Origin of the sequence: Xanthomonas citri pv. mangiferaeindicae (assembly GCA_002240395.1) — a bacterium.
Lineage (GTDB): Bacteria > Pseudomonadota > Gammaproteobacteria > Xanthomonadales > Xanthomonadaceae > Luteimonas > Luteimonas citri_A.
Window position 1 is genome coordinate 2,881,501 of the sequence record CP016836.1, and the last position, 16,408, is coordinate 2,897,908.

General features: G+C 67.3%; 8 protein-coding genes and 1 pseudogene. 3 read left to right on the top strand and 6 right to left on the bottom strand.

Annotated elements, in window-relative coordinates:
- Positions 1–499: 499 nt before the first annotated feature.
- From BEN78_12535 to BEN78_12545, 3 genes are all read right to left on the bottom strand, one after another.
- Entirely contained in the window at positions 500–3,097 is a 2,598-nt protein-coding gene (locus tag BEN78_12535; protein ASR44075.1) for a DNA mismatch repair protein MutS, read from the bottom strand.
- A gap of 65 nt (positions 3,098–3,162) precedes the next feature.
- On the bottom strand, positions 3,163–4,281 hold the full coding sequence (locus tag BEN78_12540) for a cytochrome-c peroxidase (GenBank protein ASR45119.1): 1,119 nt from the start codon (positions 4,279–4,281) through the stop codon (positions 3,163–3,165).
- Positions 4,282–4,346: 65 nt separating this feature from the next.
- Entirely contained in the window at positions 4,347–6,959 is a 2,613-nt protein-coding gene (locus BEN78_12545) for a hypothetical protein (protein ASR44076.1), read from the bottom strand.
- 183 nt (positions 6,960–7,142) lie between these two features.
- On the opposite strand from BEN78_12545, the gene BEN78_12550 reads away from it, so the two are divergent.
- Both BEN78_12550 and BEN78_12555 read left to right on the top strand, forming a co-directional pair.
- Positions 7,143–7,643: a damage-inducible protein CinA gene (locus tag BEN78_12550; GenBank protein ID ASR44077.1), complete on the top strand. Its 501-nt coding sequence runs from the start codon at positions 7,143–7,145 to the stop codon at positions 7,641–7,643.
- Positions 7,643–9,322, top strand: a complete 1,680-nt coding sequence (locus BEN78_12555; protein ASR44078.1) for a ubiquinone biosynthesis protein UbiB — start codon at positions 7,643–7,645, stop codon at positions 9,320–9,322. The genes BEN78_12550 and BEN78_12555 overlap by 1 nt, the downstream gene beginning before the upstream one ends.
- A 51-nt stretch (positions 9,323–9,373) precedes the next feature.
- On the opposite strand, the gene BEN78_12560 is transcribed toward BEN78_12555, so the two are convergent.
- The 3 genes and pseudogenes from BEN78_12560 to BEN78_12570 all read right to left on the bottom strand — a co-directional run bounded on the left by BEN78_12560 (position 9,374) and on the right by BEN78_12570 (position 15,311).
- Positions 9,374–11,434, bottom strand: coding sequence for a methionine--tRNA ligase (locus BEN78_12560; protein ASR44079.1), 2,061 nt, complete (start codon positions 11,432–11,434; stop codon positions 9,374–9,376).
- A gap of 114 nt (positions 11,435–11,548) precedes the next feature.
- Positions 11,549–14,577: pseudogene (locus BEN78_12565) on the bottom strand (TonB-dependent receptor).
- Positions 14,578–14,867: 290 nt separating this feature from the next.
- On the bottom strand, positions 14,868–15,311 hold the full coding sequence (locus tag BEN78_12570) for a hypothetical protein (GenBank protein ASR45120.1): 444 nt from the start codon (positions 15,309–15,311) through the stop codon (positions 14,868–14,870).
- Between the two features lie 190 nt (positions 15,312–15,501).
- Between BEN78_12570 and BEN78_12575 the strand changes: the two genes are divergently transcribed.
- Complete coding sequence (locus BEN78_12575; GenBank protein ID ASR44080.1) at positions 15,502–16,356, top strand: sodium:proton antiporter; 855 nt, start codon at positions 15,502–15,504, stop codon at positions 16,354–16,356.
- The last annotated feature ends 52 nt before the right edge of the window (positions 16,357–16,408 follow it).

Here is a 16,408-nt window from a genome sequence, read left to right on the forward strand (position 1 = left end):
GTGGCGCGCGGCGCGATTGCGGGACGGGCGCGCGGAAGTTCGGAAAGGGTCGGGCGGCGCCAAGTAGGCAAGCCGGGGCGGGGACTCAGTCGCCGGCGTGCGGCGCTGGCGACGCGGTGGCACCGGTAACGGGCGAGCGCGCAAGGTGCATGGTGGGCGGGCCGATCTGTATGGGAGAGCCCGCAGATTAGGCGCGTCGATCAGGAAGTTGAAATCGATTGTTTTCCTGATTTCGATAGGCCGAAGCTATCGAATGGGGTCCCCGGCACTGGGCGTGACTGCAATCTCGACGCGGACGGTTGCACGCGGGTAGGCGCGTCAAGGCACGGTATCCGCTTGAGCGCCCGCTGGGCACCGCGGCCATCGCGACCCGAACGCAGCGGGAAGTCGCCGTGTCCGACGAGCGCAGGGTGCGCATCCGACAGCGGACCGGGACACGACATGCCACGCCGATGACGCGCGACGGCGATCCCCGATCCATCGCGCGGGAGGATGCCGCTTACAACAAGGTCTTGAGCCGGTACAACGCCTCAAGGGCTTCGCGCGGCGTCAGCGCGTCGGGATCGATCCCGGCCAGTGCCTCCACCGCGGCCGACGGCGGCGCGAACAGACCGATCTGCTGCGGCGCGCCGAGCGCATCGGCCGACATCGGCGGTGCAGGCGCATCGTGGCGCCGCTGTTCGAGCTCGGCCAGCCGCGCCCGGGCGTCGCGCACGACCTGTTTGGGCAGGCCGGCCAGCGCTGCGACCTGCAGACCGAAGCTGCGGTCGGCCGGCCCGTCCTTGACCGCGTGCATGAACACCAGCGTCTCGTTGCCCTGCTGGTCGCGATGTTCGACCGCGTCCAGGTGCACGTTGGCGATGCCGCTGCCGGGTTGCGCCAGCGCGGTGAGTTCGAAGTAGTGCGTTGCGAACAGCGTGTAGCTGCGGTTGCGGCCGGCGAGATGGCGCGCGCAGGCATCGGCCAGCGCGAGCCCGTCGTAGGTCGAGGTGCCGCGGCCGATCTCGTCCATCAGCACCAGCGATGCATCGGTGGCGTGGTGCAGGATATAGCTGGTCTCGGCCATCTCGACCATGAAGGTCGACTGGCCCTTGGCGAGATCGTCGCCGGCGCCGATGCGGGTGAGGATGCGGTCGATCGGGCCGATCGTCGCGCGGGCCGCCGGCACGAAGCTGCCGATGTGCGCGAGCAGCACGATCAGCGCGTTCTGGCGCATGTAGGTGCTCTTGCCGCCCATGTTCGGGCCGGTGATGACCAGCATGCGGCGGTCGCCGAACTCGGGGCCGTCGCCGAGCACCAGGTCGTTGGGCTCGAAGGGGTCGCGCCGCACCGCCTCGACCACCGGATGGCGGCCACGCTCGATGCGCACGCCCGGATGCGCGTCGAGCTGCGGGCGCGACCAGTCCAGCGCCTGCGCGCGTTCGGCGAAACAGGCGAGCACGTCGAGTTCGCTGAGCGCACCCGCGCATTGCTTGAGCGTGTCGAGGCTGGCGTTGAGCGCGTCGAGCAATTGCTCGTAGAGCAGGCGTTCGCGGGCCAGCGCGCGCTCGCGTGCCGACAGCACCTTGTCCTCGAACTGCTTGAGTTCCTCGGTGATGTAGCGCTCGGCATTGGTCAGCGTCTGCCGCCGCGTGTAGTGCGCCGGCGCCTTGGCCGAGTGCGCTTTGCCGATCTCGATGAAGTAACCGTGCACACGGTTGTAGCCGACTTTGAGCGTGGCGATGCCGCTGGCCTCGCGCTCGCGCGCTTCCAGATCGACGAGGAACTGGTCGGCGTTGGTACTCAACCGGCGCAGCTCGGCCAGTTCGGCATCGTAGTCGTCGGCGAACACGCCACCGTCGCGCGCAAGCACCGGCGGCTGCTCGACCAGGGCCGTGGCCAGCAGGTGGGCCTGCTCGCCGTGCTCGCCGAGGGCGTCGTGCAAGGCGCGCAGGCGCGGCGAGTCGATCGCCTGCAGGGTCGTGCGCAGGTCGGGCAGCAGCGCCAGGCCGTCGCGCAGCGTGGACAGGTCGCGCGGCCGCGCCGAGCGCAGTGCGATGCGTGTGAGCACGCGCTCCAGATCGCCGAGCGCGCGGAAGCGCTCGCGCAGCGCGACATCGGCGCCGTCTTCGATCAGCGCCTCGACCGCGTGCAGGCGCTCGCCCAGCACACCGCGATCGCGCAGCGGCCGGTGCAGCCAGCGGCGCAGCAGGCGCCCGCCCATCGGCGTGACCGTGCTGTCGAGCACACCGAGCAGGGTGTTACGGGTGTCGCCATCGACGCGGGTGTCGAGTTCGAGGTGCCGCCGCGTGGCGGCGTTCATCGCGATCGCGCCGTCGCCGCTTTCCACCGCGATCGAGGTCAGATGCGGCAGCCGCTGCTTCTGGGTCTCCTCGACGTAGCCCAGCAGCGCGCCGGCTGCGGCGATCGCCAGCGGCCGGTCGTCGATGCCGAAGCCGGTGAGGTCGTGCAGGCCGAAGAACTGCAGCAACTGGCGGCGGCCCGAATCGGCGTCGAACAGCCACGGCGGCCGCCGGCGCATGCCGCTGCGCTCGCCCAGGAACGCAGGCCAGCCGTCTTCGTCGGGCATCAGCAGTTCGGCCGGGTCGAGCCGCGCCAGCTCGGCCTCCAGCGTGTCCTCGTTGGCGCATTCGCAGACCAAGAAGCGCCCGCCGGCCAGATCCGCCCAGGCCAGCCCGTAATGGCCGGCGCGATTGCGCGCGACCGCCATCAGCAGCGTGTCGCGACGCTCCTGCAGCAGCGCCTCGTCGGTCACCGTGCCCGGCGTCACGATGCGCACCACCTTGCGTTCGACCAGCCCCTTGCTCGCGGCCGGGTCGCCGATCTGCTCGCAGATCGCCACCGACTCGCCGAGCGCGACCAGCCGCGCCAGATAGCCTTCGGCCGAATGGTGCGGCACCCCGGCCATCGGGATCGGCGCGCCGGCCGAATTGCCGCGCTGGGTCAGCGTGATGTCGAGCAGCCGCGCCGCCTTGCGGGCGTCGTCGTAGAACAGCTCGTAGAAATCGCCCATGCGGAAGAACAACAGCACGTCCGGGTGCTTCGCCTTGGCGGCGAAGAATTGCTGCATCAGGGGCGTGTGCTGGGGGGCGGTCATTGCATCTCGGGAGGGCCAGCCGGCCGGCCATTTTGCCTCAACGCCCGGCTGCCCGCCGCCGGCCGCTACAACTGCTCGAGGAAATCGACGATCGCCTCGATCTCTTCGCGCTGCAACCCGAGTGGTCGCAGCAGCGGGTCGGGACGCGGAAACGTCGGATCGTCGCGCTGGGCCGCCGTTGGCCGCGGCGCCGGCATGCCGGCGTCGTACGCGCGCACCACGCCGAGCAGATGGGGGAACAGACCGTTGTGCATGTACGGCGCGGTCCGGGCGACGCCGCGCAGCGACGGCGTGCGGAACTTCCCCGCGTCCGCCGGATCGCCGGTGACTTCGTAGCGGCCCAGGTCCTGCCTGCGGCGGCCGTGGAAGTGCAGCCCGAGATTGTGGAACGCGTGGTCGGTCATCTCGGGGCCGCTGTGGCAGTTCATGCAGCGCGCCTTCGTGCGGAACAGGTGCAGGCCCCACAGCTGGCGATCGTCGAGCTGGTCCGTGCGGCCGGCGAGGAACCGATCCAGCCGCCCGGTGCGCGGTGCGAGGCTGCGCTGGAAGGTCGCCAGCGATCTGGCGATCAACTGCGCATCGATGCGATCGCTGCCGTAGGCATCCGCGAAGGCAGCGCGGTAGGCCGGATCGCGCCGCACGCGCCGGATGGCCGGGGCCAGCGACCGGTTTGCCATCTCGCGCCCGTCGACCAGCGGGTGCAGCGCCTGATCTTCGAGCGAGGCCGCCCGGCCGTCCCAGAACAGCGTGCGCATCCAGGCGCTGGTCGCCACCGAGATGGCATTGCGGCGCCCGGTCTGGCGGTCGTGCCCGAACGACACACTGCGCCCGTCGGCCCAGCCCAACTGGGGGTCATGGCAGTTCGCGCAGGCGATCTGGCCCGAGCGCGACAGCCGCGGGTCCTCGAACAGACGCTTGCCGAGCGCGATGCGCTCGGGCGTGGGCGGGTTGTCGGCCGGCATCGGGGGCGTGCGTGGCAGGGGTGCAAGTTCTTGCCAGATCACGCCCGGATCGACGTGCGGCGCCGGCCAGCGTTCGCGCGGTTGCGTATAGACACGGCGCAGGCAGGCGAAGTCGACAGGCGGCCCGCCCGTCCGCTGCTGGTCGGTGCAGATGCTAGGGGCGCTTGACGCCGGCGATGGCACCGTCGGCGACGCCGCGTCCGCCCACGTCGCAAAGACCAGGAAACAAAGCAATGCCGGCAGCGCGCGATGACGATGCGGGCGGGCGCACGGTCGCATGGTCAGGTTCAGAACCGGTACCCGGCTTCGAGCCAATAGGTGCGTCCCGGTTCGTACAGGGTACTGATCGCGGTGGTCACACTGGTCATGCGATTACGCTGATTGAAGACGTTCTGTGCGTCCACCCGGATATAGGCTTCCTGCCCGCCTCGCAGGGGCTGGGTGTACTCGAGCGTCGAGTCCAAGGTCCAGGTGCTCGGGTTGTGTCGTTCCTCGATGACGTCGACCGAGACTGTCTGCCCGTTCTCCTCCAGCATGTCCTCGCCCACGGTGACGAAGTTCAGGTAGCCGGCGCGATAACGCAGGAAGTTGCTCCACGACAGACGCAGTGCCTCGAAGCGGGTCTGTGTGGACAGACGTGCGGTCCACGGCCGGTTGAAGCCGTCCTGGGGCAATTCATACGCACGCATCAGCGTGCCGTTGTAGCGGACCCAGCGGTTATAGGTCCCGTCTTTGAAGCTTTCGTCGTAGTTGGCGTAGTTGCGGCGAATATCGGTATGGTCGGCGGCCAGGCGCGCCGTGGTGTGCGTGTCGCGCCAGTGCCAGGTCGGCATCTCGACCGCCAGCGTGACGGTTTCGCTGTCGCTGCGGCCGGTGTTGACGTAGCGGTAGACATTGGACGAGAAGAAGCCGGTGTCGTCGTCTGACGCGACGCGCTCGCGCATGATCTCGTCCCGCCCCTGGCGCCTGACGTACTTGAGGTCGGCGACATAACCTCGCAAGCGTTGGCGGACACCGAGATTGACCTCGTCGCTGTAGGGCACGTGGAGCGTCTCGAAGCGATTGTTCGCAGTGAAGGCGCGCTTTTCCCGCCAGCCATCGGCAACCGTCGTGCGCGCGTACTCGGTCTGCAGGTTTTCGCGTCCTTCACGCAGCTTCATGCCGAACAGGCTGCGGCCGTAGTAGCGATTGACGCCACTTGTGACCAGGGTGTCTCCGCTGCCGAACACATCCCAGCTTGCCGCCAGGCGCGGCGCCAAGGTGTTGCGGTCCATGAGGTCGTCCATGTCGAAGCGCAGGCCTGGCCGCAGGCTCACGCGGCCGAGTTGGATATCGTCCTGCACATAGGCGCTGAACTCGCGTACCCGCACATCGAAGCGACCGGCCCGATAGAGGTTGTGCGTACTCTGGAACTGGCCCTGGCCGGCAATCACGCTCTTTGTTTGCGTACGATGGACCGGTGCCAGTGAGCACGACACGGTGTCTTCTGTGCCGTCCGGACCGGTGCAGGAGGTCGTGGGCCTCGGACTGATGTAGCTGTGATGATCGTTGAGGCGGTGATACTGCGCATGGCGGTCGCGAAGGTCGACACCGGCCTGTAGGCGGTGTTCGGTTCGCCCCCACCGGAGGGGCGCGCGTTGTGCGCCGAACGACGCGGTGATGTTGCGCGTACTCTGATCGATATTGCCCCAGTTGCCCTCAATGGCGTTTGTCTTCCCTTCAGGGCTCCAGTTCTTGTCTTCCGAACGCGCCCAGGTCTTCCAGTAATCGATTGCCGCATCGACGCGACGCGAACTGTCGATGTCGCTGTAGCCGATGCGGCCATCGAAGGTCCAGGTATCGCCACGCCACGACCCAGTGAGATTGGCGACCGGCCCGCCCTGCTCGAGTTCGAACCAGGAGTCCTTCGCGTTCTTGGTGAAGTAGAGGTCGTTGGTCGGGGCATAGGTGATGCCTGCGCCGATCTCCAGCCGATCGGTCGGTGCGTAATCGGCGCGCAGGCTCACACTGGTATTTTCTCGCCGCTGTTCCTTGACGTTGGCATCGCTCGGGCTCATCTCGCCGTTGCTGTAGGCGCGCAGGGGAATATCCGAACGCGTACGGCTGACGGTGCCGATCAGGCCGATGCCCCGTGTCGTACGCCCTTCGAGCATCGCGCCCAGCTTGTACTTGTCGTAGACCGGTTGGTTGGTCCACGTGTCCGATTCGGCGAAGGCCTGCTCGTTGCCCTCCGCGACGATAAGCTCGTTCCACACCGAGCGCGACATACGGAACCAGGTCTTGCCGCCGAACGCTGAGTTGGCACGCCGCGTTTTGGCGTCGACCACGCCGCCGGTGAAGCCGCCGAAGGCGGCCGGAACGTTGCTGTCGTAGACCGTCAGGCGTTCGAGCAGATCGGTGTCCAACGCGATGCCCTGGGCCGGGCTGGGCACACTGTCAACGAGGTGAGGGTTCGATGGGGAGTCGCCACCCGGGTCGAGGTCGTTGTTGAACGAGACGCCGTCGACCAGCAGCAGGTTCTGGTGGAACAGACCGCCATGGATGCTGATGTCGGCCGGCCGGATCTCGCCCATCTGTCGCGACGACCCAATGCGCGCATCGTCGAACTGCACGGCCGGGTTGATCCGCAGCAGTGTGCCGATGTCGCTATTCCCTTTGGGCTGTTGCTGGATATCGCCCTCGTCCAGCGTCATGCCTTCCTGATAGCGGAGCATCCGCTGGCCGGGCACGCGCAGCGGACCAAAGCGCAGCGAGGTCGCGGATGGCACGTCTTCGCCTGTCGCGATCTGCGCGGAGGCACGGTGCTCGGACGGCACGGGAGCGGGAGCGGTGGATTGTCCGGCAGCATGGGCGGACATGGCGAGCAGGCCGATCGAAACGGCCAGGGCGAGGCGGTGCATGCAAGGTTCCTGTCAGCGAAGAGACGGGCGGGGATGCCCATGTGCTGGCGAGGAAACCTGGAACGGCCCTGATGCTGGCGGCGCGGCATGATCGCGCGATGGAGGCGACGGGTCAATTCCCTGAATGCGCGACGCGCGCGTGCGAATGCGGTAAAACGGGCCTTTGAACAGGCACGCAGGACGATGAGCGCAACTCCCGATGACGCGACCTTGCAGGCGATGGCCGCCCGGCTGGGCAGCCTGCTGCGCGACCGCCACCATCGCCTGGTGACCGCCGAAAGCTGCACCGGCGGCTGGATTGCCAAAGCGATGACCGACATCGCCGGCTGCTCGGACTGGTTCGATTGCGGCTTGGCGGCGTACAGCTACGAAGCCAAGCAGGCGCTGCTGGGCGTCAGCCTGCAGACGCTGGAGACGCACGGCGCGGTCAGCCGGGAGACTGCGATCGAGATGGTCTCCGGCGCGCTGGTCAATTCCGGGGCCAGTATCGCGGTCGCGGTGACCGGCATCGCCGGGCCCGGCGGCGGCAGCGACGACAAGCCGGTCGGCACGGTGTGGATCGCGTGGAAGCGGCGCGGCGACTATGCGCGCGCGCAGGTTCATCATTTCGACGGCGACCGCGAGGCGGTGCGGCGGCAGACGGTCGCAGCGGCGCTGCGCGGGCTTGAGGCAACGCTCGACTGATGTGGGAGACGCTCGCCACCGTCCGCGATCTGGGCCGCATCCAGGAGATCGCATCGGTCCTGGCGCGTTACGGCTTCGGCGACATCGTGCAGCGCATCGGCATGGCCGGGGCGCTCGAACGTGCTGGTCGCTTGCTGCATCTCCACGCGGCCGACACCGCGCGCATGACCCAACCCGAACGGGTCCGCCATGCGCTGCAGGACCTGGGCCCGACGTTCGTCAAGCTCGGGCAGATCCTCGCCACGCGCGTCGATCTGCTGCCTCCGGACTGGATCGAAGAACTGGGCCGGCTGCAGAGTCGGGTGCCGCCGGTGCCGTACGCGGCGATCCACGCCCAGTTGGTCGAAGACCTCGGCGAGGCACCGGACACTGCGTTCGCAAGGTTCGAGCCCGAGCCGATCGCCGCCGCCTCGCTCGCGCAGGCGCATCTGGCGTGGTTGCACGACGGCACGCCGGTCGTGCTGAAGGTGCGGCGCCCCGGAATCCGCGAGATCGTCGAAGCCGACCTGCGCCTGCTCGCGCGCTTGGCCGAGATCGTTGAGTCACAGGCGCCGGACCTGCGCCGCTACCGGCCGGTGGAGGTCGTGCGGCAGTTCGATGCGTCGCTGCGGCGCGAGCTCGACTTCGCGGCCGAGTGCCGCAACGCCGAGCGCATCGCAGCGAACTTTGCCGACGATCCTGCCGTGCTTGTGCCCCGTGTGCACTGGCAATGGACCTGCGAGCGGCTCAATGTGCAGGACCGGGTGGTCGGCATTCCCGGTGGCGACCTGGCCGGCCTCGAGGCCGCAGGCCTCGACCGCCACGCGCTTGCGCTTGCGGGCAGTGCCATCGTCATGAAGATGGTGTTCGAGGACGGCCTGTTCCATGCCGACCCGCATCCGGGCAACCTGTTCTTCCTGCCCGATGGTCGCATTGCATTGATCGATTTCGGCATGGTCGGCCGCGTGCCGCCGGAGCTGCGTTACCAGGTCGCGCGGTTGCTCCACGGGCTGGTCTCCCAGCAACCGCAGAGCGTGTGCGACGTGCTGCTGGACTGGACGACGAGCGATGTCGAGGTCGATGAGGGGCGGCTGCAGAACGAGATCGACGGCTTCGTCGATCAGTATCGCGGTCTGCCGCTGCGCGACCTGAGGATGGGCGCGATGCTTGCCGACATCACCGGACTGCTGCGCCGGCACGGTCTGATGCTGCCGCCGGACCTCGCGCTGCTGATCAAGGCCTTCCTCACGCTGGAGGGGCTGGGCCGCCAGCTCGATCCCGGGTTCGACATGACCAGTACCGCGCAGCCGTGGCTGGAGCGGGTGATGCTGCAGCGCTACTCGCCACGCGCGCTGGCGCGGCGCGGGCAACGCACGCTGTCGAGCACGATCGATCTTCTGGCCGATCTGCCGCGCGATCTGCGCCGCCTGCTGCAGACCGCGCGCCGTGGCCGCCTGCGCGCACAGATCGAGGTGACCTCGCTCAAGTCGTTCGGCGACCAGGTCAACGCCGCCGCCAATCGGCTCACGGTCGGCGTCGTCACCGCCGCGCTGATCATCGGCTCGTCGATCGTCATGAACAGTGTCAGCGGCGGCGCAACGCACCGCTGGCTGATGGCGCTGGGCGTGCTCGGTTTCGTCGGCGCGGGCCTGAGCGGTGTGTGGATCCTGCTGTCGATCTGGCGCAGCGGTCGCAAGTAACAACGTGCATGTTGCCTGGGCGGCGCTGCTGCACGCCGCCCGATCATGCGATCAGCGCACCGGCATGCCCGGTTGCGCGCCGTCATCGGCCGCCAGCAGCGCGAGTGCGCCGCCATCGAACCCGGCCGACAGGATCATGCCTTCGCTCAGGCCGAAACGCATCTTGCGCGGCGCGAGATTGGCGATGAACACCACGTTGCGGCCGACCAGCGCTTCGGGCGCGCCGTAGCTGGCACGGATCCCGGAGAAGATCTGGCGCTTGCCCAGTTCGCCCGCGTCGAGTTCGAAGCGCAGCAGCTTGTCCGAGCCCTCGACGGCCTCGCAGACCAGGACCTTGCCGATCCGCAGATCGAGCTTGGCGAAATCGTCGATCCCGACATAGGCGGTGTCGGTGGCCGCGGGTGCGGACGTTGCCGGCGCCTTCGCCTCGCTCTTCTGCGGGGCGGCGGGGGCAGCGGCGGCGAGCGTGTCCTTGGAGGCTTCGGTCATGGCGGTGAGCAGGGTCGGGTCGATACGGGTGAACAGCGGCACATAGGCCTGGATCGTCCGGCCGGTCAGCGGCTGGTCGAGATCGTGCCAATGAGTGGCGGGCGCTGCGAGGAACGCCGCGGCCTGTGTGCTGGTGCGCGGCAGGATCGGCTGCAGGGCGCCAGCGAGGATACGGAACAGGTTCAGGCCCTGGGTGCAGACGGCCTGCAGTTCGGCGTCGGCGCCCGCCTGTTTGGCGATCACCCAGGGCTTGCGATCGTCGATGTAGCGGTTGGCCTCATCGGCAAGCGCCATCACCTGGCGGATCGCGCTGGCCGGGTCGTTGCGCGCATAGGCCTCGCGCACGCCGGACAGCGCCGCGACGAAACGCGCGTACTGCGCCGGATCGGGCAGTGCGTCCGCCAAGCGCGCGTCGAAGCGCTTGTGGATGAAACCGGCGCAGCGGCTGGCCAGGTTGACGAACTTGCCGACCAGGTCGGCGTTGACGCGCGCGACGAAGTCCTCGAGGTTCAGATCGAGGTCGTCGACGCCGCCCGAGGACTTCGCCGCGAAGTAGTAGCGCAGCGCCTCGGGGTCCAGGCCCTGATCGAGATACGTGCGCGCCATGACGAACGTGCCGCGCGATTTGGACATCTTCGCGCCGTCGACCATCAGATAGCCGTTGACGTGCAGCCGCGTCGGGACGCGCAGATCCGCACCGTGCAGCATCGCCGGCCAGAACAGGCCGTGGAAGTTGACGATGTCCTTGCCCAGGAAATGGTGCAACTCGACATCACCGTCGGGCGACAACCAGGCATCGAAATCGATACCTTCGCGCACGCACAGCGTCTTGAAGCTGCTTAGGTAGCCGATCGGCGCGTCGAGCCAGACGTAGAAGAACTTGCCCGGGTGGCCGGGGATCTCGAAGCCGAAGTAGGGCGCGTCGCGCGAGATGTCCCAGGCGCGCAGGCCGCCATCGCCGTCCAGCCACTCTGCGAGCTTGGCCTTGACGCCGGGCGCCGCGACATCGCCGGCGAGCCAGTCGCGCAGCATGTCCTGGAAATGGCCGAGTTCGAAGAAGAAATGCTCGGACTCGCGCACCTCGGGCGTGGCGCCGCTGACCACCGACTTCGGGTCGATCAGGTCGCTGGGCGCGTAGGTCGCGCCGCAGTGCTCGCAGTTGTCGCCGTACTGGTCGGGTGTGCCGCACTTCGGGCATGTGCCCTTGACGTAGCGGTCGGGCAGGAACATGCCGCGCACCGGATCGTAGAGTTGCGCAACGGCGCGACGTGCGATGTGTCCGCCGCGCTCCAGACGCGCGTAGATCGTCTCCACCATGGCGCGGTTGGCCGCCGAGTGGGTCGAGTCGTAATGGTCGAACGCGACGCCGAACGCGGCGAAATCGCGCACATGGCCCGCGTGGATCTCGGCGATGAAGGCTTCGGGCGTCGTTCCCGCCTTCTCGGCGGCCAGCATGATCGGCGTGCCGTGGGTGTCGTCGGCGCAGACGAAATGCGCGACATCGCCCGCCATACGCTGGGCCCGGACCCAGATGTCGGCCTGGATGTACCCGACCAGATGGCCCAGGTGCAGCGGGCCGTTGGCATAGGGCAGGGCGGCGGTGACGAGCAACTTGCGCGACATGGCGATGGCAACGGCAGGAACGGGGCCGGATTATCGCACGCCGCTCTGGTGCCCGGTTTTCGGCAAAAAAAGAGCCCGGCCTAAGCCGGGCTCTTTTGTGACACGACAAGCAGATCAGAACTTGTAGGTCGCACCGAGGTACACGAACCGGCCGACGCTGTCGTAGAACGCGTGGCTGGCTTCAGCACCGAAGTAGTTCGCCGGCGGGTCCTTGTCGAACAGGTTGTCCGCGCCGATGTACACCTTGATGCCCGAGTCCGGGAACGTGTAGCCGACCTGGGCGTTGTGATAGGTGTACGAACCGTTGCGGATCGGGCTGTTCTGGCCCGGGTTGCTCTGGTACGACGCCGGCTCGACGCGCAGGTTGTGGTGCATGTAGCGGGCCGTCCACGAGACGTCCCAGTCGCCGCGCTGGTAGGCGGCTTCCAGGTTGCCACGCAGGCGCGGGTCGGAGACCGCGGTCACCCATTCCTTGTACTCGTTCGGGAAGTCCTGGAACTCCCACTCGCGAGACTGGAGCAGGCGGGTACCGACCATGCGCGTGACCATGTTGCCGCCCATGAACTCGAAGCGGTAATCGACCTCGAAGTCAACGCCGACGCGGCGGGACTTGGCCAGGTTCTCGTTCAATGCGCGCCAGCTGTAGATGCTGTGCTCGGGGAAGAAGCGCCCCGACGCATCGGTGTAGCCACCCGGGCCGGCACGCAGGATCTGGCTGCAGAACACGTTGTTCGTCACGCCACCGGGGAATCAGCGCAACGCGTCGCATTGGTCTGCCCCGTCACCGCGCCGATCGCATCATCAAGCGTGATGCGCCAGTAGTCGACCGACACGCCCAAGCCCTTGACGAACTCCGGCTGCCAGACGGCACCGAACGACACGGTCTCCGCCGATTCCGGACGCAGGTTGGGATTGCCACCGCTCACACCGGGCCGATTGGCGGAATAGCTGTCCTGCCAGCCGACCGGAACGCCGAGGGCCGAGCAGTTGGCCTGGCGCAGCGCCTGGTCTGCAGCAGTGCCCGGTCGGTTCGAGTTCGTCCCTGCGTAGTTGCAGGGATCGTTGATCGTCGCAAAGTTCTCGGACTGCGGGTTGAACAGCTCGCCGATGCTAGGCGCACGGACGGCCTTCGCGGTCGTACCGCGCACACGCAGCGACGGGATCACCTGCCAATCGAAACCGATGTTCCAGGTCTTGGTCGAACCGATGGTGTCGTAGTGCGAGTAGCGGCCGGCCAGATCGAGCGACAGGCGCTCCACGCCCGGCAGATCAGCCAGCAGCGGGATCGTGGTTTCGAGGAAGGCTTCGCTCACGTCGTACTCGCCGCCACGGCTGGGGATCGCGTTGAGGAAGGTCAAACCCTGGGCGGCCAGCGGATCGGTGTTCTCCTGGCTGCGCTCCTGGCGATGCTCGACGCCCGCCGCGAAGCCGACGTCACCGGCCGGCATCGAGAACAGTGCGTTGTTGGCGACCGATGCGCTGTAGACCGTCTGCTTGAGCTTGGAGCGGTTGAGCGAATCGACGTTGAACCAGGCGGCGGCGGCCGGGTTGGCCGCGACCGCGCCGTTGCCGAAGACCGAGAACGGCACGCAACCGGCCACCAGGTCGGCACGGTACTGTCGACCGGTGTGGATGTTGAAGGCATTCGGGTCGAGCGTGCTGCGGCAGACGATGTTGCCGTTGGCGTCGAGGACCGTGTCCAGGCCCGCGTGCCAACGCTCGTTGATACGGTTGTTGAGGTTCAGGCGCGAGATCGACGACTCGCCGTAGTTGAACGAGGTCTCGTAGGTCCAGTTCTCGCCGAAGAAGCCTTCCAGGCCGACCACGATGCGCTTGGTATCGCGCTCGATCTGCTCGCCGCGACGACCTGCGTCGACGTTCATGCGGCCGATCTCGAAGTACTCGGCCGGCGCGCCGTTGAGCGTCGTCGTCCGCAGCAGGCCGGGGTTGGCCGCCATCAGCGCACGCAGTTCGGGCGTGATGTAGGCATTGTCGGTGCGGATGCGCAACTGCGAGTCGAATGCCGACTGGCCGTAGAAGTGCGCTTCGGTCTTGCTGTACTTGGCCTCGGCGAACACGCGGTGGTTATCGTTGATATCGAAACCGAAGATCGCGTTAACGCTGGTGCGGTCGAATTCCGGCTCGAGGTCAGCCAGCGAGTTGAGGTCGGTGAAGTCGCAGTCGATGCACGAGGTACCGGTCGCGTTGTACCAGCCGTCGTAGCGGTTGCGTGAGAAGCTACCGTCGGAGTTGAAGTGATAACGCTGCGTCGGATCGAACGGATTGCTGTTGGCGTTGATCACGCCGCCGGTGTAGAACGAGCCACCGAAGGAGATCGAGTGGTTGCCACCCGGGCCGGCGAGAATGTTCTGCGGGTTCGCCTCGCTCGAGGGCTTGGAGGGATCGTAGTTCGGGTTGGGACGCGTGACCAGGTAGCGACGGCCGATCTCACGGCTCGTGCGGCTGAAACGGTCCTGCTCGCTGCGCTCAACCGAGAACGCAACATTGCCGCGGTCGTCGGCGAAGTTGCTGCCGGCCGAGAAGCTGAGGAACTGCCGGCCGAAGCCGCCTTCGCTGGCCGCGCCCTTCTGGCCGCGCAGTTCGAAGCCCTCGAAGGACTTCTTGGTGATGAAGTTGACGACACCCGCAACCGCGTCGGCGCCGTAGACGGCCGAGGCGCCACCGGTGATGACCTCGACGCGCTCGATCCACTCGACGGGGATGGTGTTGGTATCGACCGCGGTCGAGCCCGGGGTCGCGCCGACATGGCGGCGGCCGTTGACCAGGACCAGCGTGCGCGAGGTGCCCATGCCACGCAGGTCGAGCAGGCCGACGCCCGCGGTGCCGATGAAGCGGGTCGAATTGCCCAGCGTGTAGGTTGCGCTGAGCGCCGGCAGCTTGGTCATCAGATCACCGATCGTGATCGCACCGGTGGCGCGGATCTCTTCGGCAGTGATGGCCGTCACCGGCGAGGGGGTCACAAAGCCTTCGCGCGCAATGCGCGAGCCGGTGACGTTGACCCGGTCCAGGGTCTGGGTGTCCGTATCGGGCGCCGCGTCCTGGGCATGGGCAGCTGCCGTGGCCAGCAACGACAGCGCGATGGCCGCACAAAGCGGTGCGGTCTTGTTAGAAATCATCAACATACATCCCCTTGGTAAAAAAAAGCCCGCCCGAGGTCGACCTTGGAGGGCGCCCGGAATTAACTCCGAGTTAACCTATTTGCCATAGGTTCGTAACGAAATCAAGACCTGCTGTCTCGCTTGAAGACCGCTCTTGTCGGGATCCGGAACAGGGGATGACACTGAATGCGCTGACGGCGGATAGCGACTTCTTGCTGAATACGCCATGCACACACCTCGCCTCCCTGATGCGCGAGCGATCAGGGGGCGGGAAGACATAGGATCCAAGCCTGTAGGCGGGATCCGAGGGCGGCTTACTCCCGCTGCCAGACCTGCTCGCGGCAGATGAAGGCGATACAGCCCGACACGCCGAGCCGGTTGGCATCGATCAACTTGGCCTTCGAACGATAGGTCTTGCCGTTGGCTGGGTCGAGGATCGTGCCGCCCGACCACTCGTTGCCGTCTGGCTTGAGGTCCCAGAGGATCGTCATGCCGGTGATCGGCTGGTTGCGGCGTTCCCCGGTGCACTTGTCGCAAGTCGGGTTCGGCCCGCGATCGGAATGCAACACCTCGACGACTTTGCCGCTCAGCGTGCCGTTGGCAGCCTGACTGATTTCGACAATCGACTTCACCCGGCCGGTTTCGTCGTCGATGGTCTTCCAGCGCCCGGCGGGCGACTGCGCCGATGCCGAGAACGATGCGACGACAAGCGGCAGTGCCGCGAGTGCGAGCAGTGCGACCTTCTTGTACCTCTTCATTGCGCTCCCTCCCTCGATGCGTGTCGGCGCGGCGCCGACGCAGTTGGGAACGTTATAGCCGATCTGTTCGCTGCTCGTCTGGTCCTCGTCGTGCGTGCCACGGCCGCCCGGCGGGTGCGACATCCTGGCCATCGGGGATCGTCGCGCGACATGGGACAATGTCGGTTCCCGCCCGAGAATTCGTCAGCCCATGCAACTTCCCAAGGCAGCCCGCGCCGTCCAAGGCGCCCTTCACCCACATCCGCGCATCCGCAACATCATCGCCGTCGGCTCGGGCAAGGGCGGGGTCGGCAAGTCGACGACGTCGGTGAATCTGGCGCTCGCGCTGGCAGCCGACGGTGCCCGGGTCGGGGTGCTGGATGCCGATGTCTACGGGCCCAGCATCCCGACGATGCTCGGCCTGTCGGGCAAGCCGGACAGCCCAGACGGCAAGTCGATCCTGCCGCTGCATGCCTACGGCATCGAGGCGATGTCGATCGGTCTGCTGGTCGATCAGGACACGCCGATGATCTGGCGTGGACCGATGGCGACGTCGGCCCTGCAGCAGTTACTCAACGACACGCGTTGGGGCGGCGAGGAAGGCCTGGACTACCTCTTGGTCGATCTGCCGCCCGGCACCGGCGACATCCAGCTCACGCTGGCGCAGAAGATCCCGGTCGCGGGAGCGGTGATCGTGACCACGCCGCAGGAAGTCGCCACGCTCGATGCCCGCAAGGCGCTGAAGATGTTCGAGAAAGTCGAGGTCGCCGTGCTCGGTCTGGTCGAGAACATGGCTCAGCACGTGTGCTCGAGCTGCGGGCACGTCGAGCATCTGTTCGGGGCGGGCGGCGGCGAGCGCATGGCCGAACGCTATGGCGTCCCGCTGCTCGGCGCGCTGCCGCTGGAGATCGGTATTCGCGAGCAGGGCGATGCCGGTGCGCCGATCGTCGCCTTCGCGCCGGACTCGGCGGCAGCCGCGGCCTACCGGGCGGTCGCACGGGCCATGGTCGTCGAGCTCGAGAAGCGCCCGCGTGCGCCGATGTCGATCTCCGCGTCATTGGTCTAAGGCCTATAGGTTGCGTGCTGGGAGGTCAGTCGGGCGTCGTTGAATTCTCCAG

Excerpts from the sequence above, each read along its gene's own strand:
- BEN78_12535 (ASR44075.1), bottom strand. The coding sequence starts at position 3,097 with ATGACCGCCCCCCAGCACACGCCCCTGATGCAGCAATTCTTCGCCGCC.
- BEN78_12545 (ASR44076.1), bottom strand. The coding sequence starts at position 6,959 with ATGCACCGCCTCGCCCTGGCCGTTTCGATCGGCCTGCTCGCCATGTCC.
- BEN78_12550 (ASR44077.1), top strand. The coding sequence starts at position 7,143 with ATGAGCGCAACTCCCGATGACGCGACCTTGCAGGCGATGGCCGCCCGG.
- BEN78_12555 (ASR44078.1), top strand. The coding sequence starts at position 7,643 with ATGTGGGAGACGCTCGCCACCGTCCGCGATCTGGGCCGCATCCAGGAG.
- BEN78_12560 (ASR44079.1), bottom strand. The coding sequence starts at position 11,434 with ATGTCGCGCAAGTTGCTCGTCACCGCCGCCCTGCCCTATGCCAACGGC.
- BEN78_12570 (ASR45120.1), bottom strand. The coding sequence starts at position 15,311 with ATGAAGAGGTACAAGAAGGTCGCACTGCTCGCACTCGCGGCACTGCCG.
- BEN78_12575 (ASR44080.1), top strand. The coding sequence starts at position 15,502 with ATGCAACTTCCCAAGGCAGCCCGCGCCGTCCAAGGCGCCCTTCACCCA.